The following is a 5,350-nucleotide window of genomic DNA, read 5'->3' on the forward strand; positions in this document are numbered from 1 at the left end:
GGCGAAGCGGATCGCTTCGAGGGCGGGGACGGACAGGACACGCTCGACCTGTCGACGACGCATAGCGGGGTCACGGTTGACCTCGTGCTCCAGACACTGACCAGCGCGGAGACGGGCCAGGATCTCATCTCCGGCCTGGAGGCCCTCGTCGGCGGTTCGGGTGCCGACGCGCTCTCGGGCGGCACTGGCGCCGACACTCTCTCGGGTGGTGCCGGCGACGACCGCCTGGACGGACGTTCGGGCGACGACCGCCTCGACGGCGGTTCGGGTCGGGACACGCTTCGCGACGGAGCCGGGCGCGACACCCTGCGCGGGGGCGACGACGACGACCGGATCGTCCTGGCGATGGATGGCGAGAACGACGAGGCCGACGGCGGTGAGGGCTCGGATACGCTCGACCTCGGCGGCGCGACCGGAGACCTGCTCGTGGACCTCGTCGATCATGTCGTTTCCGGAACCGAACTCGGAAAGGACCAGGTGGACTCCGTCGAACGCATCGTGGCCGGGTCCGGGAACGACCGGTTCGTCATCGGGGACGAGGATGTCGTGCTCACGGGCGGGGGCGGGAAGGACGGCTACGCCTTTCTCCCGCGCACGGGAACGCAGGAAGCGACCCGCTCCGTGGAGATCACCGACTTCTCGGTCGGGGATTACGTCGACATCCTGAGATGGACGCTCTTCGAGGAGGGGTCCGGCATCGTCGGCCAGTCGCTGTCCGACGCGATGGACCGCGACGACGGCACCGTCTCGGGCATCCGCTACCGGGCCGCACACCTCGATGGCGGCGACGTCACGGTCATCTCCGCCGACCTCGACCGTGACGACCGCTTCGAGACCACGGTCGTACTCGACGGCCATCACACCCTGCTCTTCGTGGAGAACGCCACGCACCCGGCCGTTTCCACACCCGCCACACCGATCAGCTGATCCTGCCGCAGAGGTTCCGGACCATGAGCACGCACGTCATCGATGTCCATCGCTCCCGATCCCTCTCGGGGATCGATTTCGGGACGGAGCCCTCCTTCTCCGTCATCCCGCGCATCGCCCTCGGATTTTCCCTCATCGCCGGCCTCGTGTTCGGGCTCGGGGGCTGGGCCGCGACGACGGATCTGAACGGGGCCATCATGGCCCCCGGCTCCGTCGCCGTGGAGCATCGTGCCAAGGCCGTGCAGCATCGGGATGGCGGCGTCGTCGGCGCCATCCTCGTGCGGGATGGTCAGTCGGTGACGGCCAATCAGGTGCTCATCCGCATCGACGACGCCCAGACGCGCGCCGAACTCGCCATCGTTCAGGGACAGATCGTCGAACTCTCGGCCAAGAAGGCGAGGCTCCTGGCGGAGCGCGACGGCGCGCGCAGCCTCGGCTTTCCGGCCGCCCTGTCCGGCGAGGATCCGGACACGAGGTCCATCGTCGAGGGGGAGATCCGCCTGTTCAACGGCAACCTCGCGAGCCGGGACAGCCAGCGCCAGCAGCTCGAACTGCAGATCGGGCAGGTCACCGAGGAGATCGCGGGCCTCGTCAAGCAACGGGATGCCAAGCGCGACGAACTCGCGATCCTGACAACCGAGCACGGCAAGCTGCAGGGCCTGGTCGACAAGCAGCTCTTCGAGGGATCGAAGTTCCTGCCCATCAACCGCGACCGGCACCGCTTGACCGGTGAGCAGGGCTCACTCGAAGCTTCGATCGCGCGTGCGAAGGTGCGGGCAAGCGAGATCCGCGTGCAACTCCTCGCCATCGGCGATACCGCACGGACCGAGGCCCAGCGCGAGCTCGGCACGGTGGACGCCAAACTGTCGGAACTGACCAACCGGCGCCTCGCCCTGCAGGACAGGCTGACCCGGACGGAGATCCGCTCCCCGGCCACCGGCGTCCTGCACGAGTTGAAGGCCTTCACCGTCGGTGGCGTGATCACCCCCGCCGACGTCCTGGCGACCGTCGTCCCGGAGGACGCGAGCCTGCGGATCGAGATCCACATCGCGCCGTCGAGCATCGACCAGATCAGCGTCGGGCGCCCCGCCAGGGCTCGCTTCACGGCCTTCAACCAGCGCACGACCCCGGAACTCAAGGGGCAACTCATCTACGTCTCGCCCTCGACGATCAAGGGAGCCCGGGACGACGCCTACTATGTCGGATACGTCGAGCTCGACGCCGGTGAACTGAACAGGCTCGGACCGGGCAAACGCCTCGTGCCCGGAATGCCGGTGGAGGTGCACGTCGCAACCGAGGAGCGGACGGCATTATCCTACTTGGTCAAGCCGATTCAGGACCAGTTCTCGCGCAGCTTCCAAGAGCGGTGACCAAGCGGTTGTGGCAGGTAAAATATCATTTCTAAGGTTACCACCGGTACATGTCCCAAAATGGCAGAAAATAATGCACGTCTAAGCACAATGCCGGGCGGTGGATATTTGTTTTGTCGCATTTTTGTGCTACATGGGGAGAAACAAGGCAGCACTGGGGCGACAGATGGACGGGAAGGACGTTGGCGTCTCCGAGTTCGCGCGGGCTTCAATCGATATCGACCGGGAGGAATTCTTGGGTTTGGTCCTGGGCGCGTTCGGTGGCGCCCTGGAGGACACCGTCGGCAGGGCCGAGGCCAGCGGCTTCATCGCGCTGGTCGGCATGGCGGTCTCGGAGGAACTCAAGGCGCGGTATCTCCGGGCCGCGGGAACCAAGCGACTGGATCTTCGCGCCACCTTGGAGGCCATGATCGACCTCAAACGGCGCCTCGGCGGCGACTTTCACATCATCGAGCAGACGCCACGGCGCATCGTCCTGGGAAACCGGCGCTGTCCGTTCGGCGACCTGGCGAAAAAATCCCCCTCGATGTGTGCGGTGACCTCGAATGTCTTCGGTCACATGGTTGCGGAGAGCCAAGGCTATGGGCGAATCACGCTTGCTGACACCATTGCCCGAGGTGCCTCGGGGTGCCGAATCGTCATCGACCTCGACCCCGATGCCGCTGATGAGGGAGGACAGGCGTACTTCGGAACGGGCGCCCTTTAGATCTGACTTCGACGCCCTGTTCGAGTTCGTTCCGTCGCCGATGCTCATCGTCCGGCGATGCGGGGCGCTCGAGGCCGCGAACGCCTCCGCGCGCGAGGCTCTGAGCGGGCTTCGGATCGGTGGCTTCGTGCCCGTCCAGGATGCGGCCCGGGACGATTTCCGACGCTACCTCGACCGGTGCGCATCCTCCACCGCGACCTTGCCCGGGACCCTGTTCCTCCAGTGCGACGACGGTGGCCTCGAGCGGCATTGCTGCCATGGCACGCGTGCGCGGCTGAGCGGTTTCGGCGATGGCTCGCTCGTCCTGCTCCATCTCGACGGGCTGGGACTGGGCCGCCGGTTCAATATCCTCGCGTCCAAGCTCCACGATGCCCGACGCGTCATGCAGGAACGCAGGCGGCGCGCGCGGGAGATGCAGGCGCTCCTGCGGGAACGGGAGGAGCTTCTCGGCCGCCTGAAAGCGGATGCCACCGCACGCCTGGCGGCGGAACGCGAGCGCGACGAGGTGCTGGCCCGGCTGTACCGTGCCGGACAGGACGAGCGGCGCCGGCTGGCACGCGACCTCCACGACCATGCGGGCCAGCACCTGGTCGCGTTGAACTTCGGGCTGCGGCGCCTCCTGCCCCACCTGACCCAACCGGATGCACGCATGGAGCTCGACCGGCTCCTCGAACAGGCCCAGGACGTCGGCGAGGCCCTGCGCCGCGTCACCCTGGAACTACGGCCGGCGGCCCTCGACGAGTTCGGCTTCGTGACGGCGCTGCGCTACCTCGTGGACGAATGGAGCCGCACCACGCTCATGGCGACCGAGCTGCAGGTCAGCGGCGAGGAACTCCACCTGCCGGCCGAGCACGCCATCACGCTGTATCGCATCACGCAGGAGGCGCTCACCAACGTGGCCAAGCATGCCGGCCTTCCGAGCTACGTCTCCGTCGTCCTCCTGTTCGGCGCGGGGCGGCTCACCCTCACGATCGACGACGACGGAGCCGGCTTCGAGGCCGACGGTGCCTCCGCACATTCGCTGACCTCCCAGGGCAAGCTCGGATTGAGCGGGATGCGCGAACGCATGGCCCTCATCGGCGGAAGCCTGGAGATCGAGTCCTCGCCGGGACAGGGGACGTCCGTCGTCGCCCGGGTCCGCTTCGGGAAGGATGGTTCGAACGATGACTGACCAATGCCCCATCCGGATCGCGCTCGCGGACGATCATCCGGTGTTCCGGCACGGCGTCGCGGATCTCCTCGCCGCCACCGGTGAGGTCGAGATCGTCGCTTCGGTGGATACCGGCCTCGAAGCGGTGCGGGCCATCGCGGAGCTGTCCCCCGACATCGCCATCCTCGACATGGCCATGCCGGACATGAACGGCGTCGCTGTGATCCGCAAGATGGTCGAGCGGCGAAGCCCCACCCGGGCGATCATCCTCAGCGTCTACGAGAGCCGCGTCTACGTCGACCGGGCGTTCGAGGCGGGTGCGGGGGGATATGTCCTCAAGCGCTCGGCCTTTCTCAACATCGTGCAGGCCGTTCGGGCGGTGCGCGCCGGCGGCATCTACACGGATCCCGCGCTGCCGGCACGCCCCGCCGGTCACAAGGCCCCGATGGCCTGCCACAGCCACGACGACCTGCAATCCTGGCTCGCCGACCGCGAGCGGGAAATCCTCCGCTTCGTGGCCTACGGCTTCACCAGCAAGGAGATCGCCGGTCACCTCGGGTCTACGCCGAAGACCGTCGAGACCCAGAAGGCGCGCGCCTGCGGCAAGCTCGGCATCAACAGCCGTGCCCAGATCGTCCAGTTCGCGATCCTCCAGGGGTGGCTCCAGGGCGAGATCCCGGGCGGGTGAGGAAAGCGTGCGACAGCCCCCGCTCGAAGCTCGGCGTCCGGTGGCCGGCGGCCCGCTCGAGGTCGTTCGCGCGCGCCGTCGCGTGGGGCATGTGGCCAGCGGTGACGACGCGCTCCGGCGTCTGTGTCGCCCTGCGCGAGGGGGCCGCTCTGCGCTCCCGGGAAGCGGCCGGGGGGAGGCCGCCTGCCAGGGCTCGGGCGACGACAGATCCAAGGCCGCGTAGACCGTCGATGGGCCAAGGGGGACAGGCTTCATCGGCCTTCCGAGGCAATCGCGGGGCCGAAACGAACCGGCTCCTTCGCGTCGCCGACCACCCCGCCGGAGACCTTTCGAACGGGGCCGGCGCACGTCAGGCCGTACCCAGAACCGCGCCCCTGGTCTCTTGTGGGGCGATCTCGGGGCTGGTGGGGCGAGAGTTTCGTAAGAAAATGATGGTGGGCCCGGCAGGACTCGAACCTGCAACCAGACCGTTATGAGCGGTCGGCTCTAACCATTGAGCTACAGGCCCG

Annotated in this window: 5 protein-coding genes and 1 tRNA gene; 5 read left to right on the forward strand and 1 reads right to left on the reverse strand. The window is 67.6% G+C overall.

All coding sequences use genetic code 11. The features are described from left to right. The 5 genes from K2X24_RS23660 to K2X24_RS23680 form a co-directional block, all read left to right on the forward strand. On the forward strand, nucleotides 1–927 hold a 927-nt coding region (locus K2X24_RS23660), incomplete at its 5' end, for a calcium-binding protein (protein ID WP_292501731.1). A 23-nt stretch (nucleotides 928–950) separates the two neighbouring features. Next, nucleotides 951–2,297 carry an HlyD family type I secretion periplasmic adaptor subunit gene (locus K2X24_RS23665; RefSeq protein ID WP_292501732.1) on the forward strand — a complete coding sequence of 449 codons (1,347 nt, stop codon included), beginning with the start codon at nucleotides 951–953 and terminating at the stop codon, nucleotides 2,295–2,297. Nucleotides 2,298–2,463: 166 nt separating this feature from the next. Next, a complete protein-coding gene (locus tag K2X24_RS23670; protein ID WP_292501734.1) occupies nucleotides 2,464–3,003 on the forward strand; it encodes a methanogen output domain 1-containing protein in 540 nt (179 codons plus the stop codon). A 40-nt stretch (nucleotides 3,004–3,043) separates the two neighbouring features. Then, nucleotides 3,044–4,174 (forward strand): sensor histidine kinase, encoded by a 1,131-nt coding sequence (locus K2X24_RS23675; protein ID WP_292501737.1) that lies wholly within the window; start codon nucleotides 3,044–3,046, stop codon nucleotides 4,172–4,174. Next, entirely contained in the window at nucleotides 4,167–4,841 is a 675-nt protein-coding gene (locus K2X24_RS23680) for a response regulator transcription factor (RefSeq protein ID WP_292501739.1), read from the forward strand. Before K2X24_RS23675 ends, K2X24_RS23680 begins: the two co-directional genes overlap by 8 nt. A 432-nt stretch (nucleotides 4,842–5,273) precedes the next feature. Here K2X24_RS23680 and K2X24_RS23685 read toward each other — a convergent pair. After that, nucleotides 5,274–5,349, reverse strand: a tRNA-Ile gene (locus K2X24_RS23685). Between the last annotated feature and the right edge of the window lies 1 nt (nucleotide 5,350).

It is taken from the genome of Methylobacterium sp. (assembly GCF_019750675.1).
Classification (GTDB): Bacteria; Pseudomonadota; Alphaproteobacteria; order Rhizobiales; family Beijerinckiaceae; genus Methylobacterium.

Bases quoted from the DNA above. Each gene is read 5' to 3' on its own strand.
- K2X24_RS23665 (WP_292501732.1), top strand. From the start codon at position 951: ATGAGCACGCACGTCATCGATGTCCATCGCTCCCGATCCCTCTCGGGG.
- K2X24_RS23670 (WP_292501734.1), top strand. From the start codon at position 2,464: ATGGACGGGAAGGACGTTGGCGTCTCCGAGTTCGCGCGGGCTTCAATC.
- K2X24_RS23675 (WP_292501737.1), top strand. From the start codon at position 3,044: ATGCTCATCGTCCGGCGATGCGGGGCGCTCGAGGCCGCGAACGCCTCC.
- K2X24_RS23680 (WP_292501739.1), top strand. From the start codon at position 4,167: ATGACTGACCAATGCCCCATCCGGATCGCGCTCGCGGACGATCATCCG.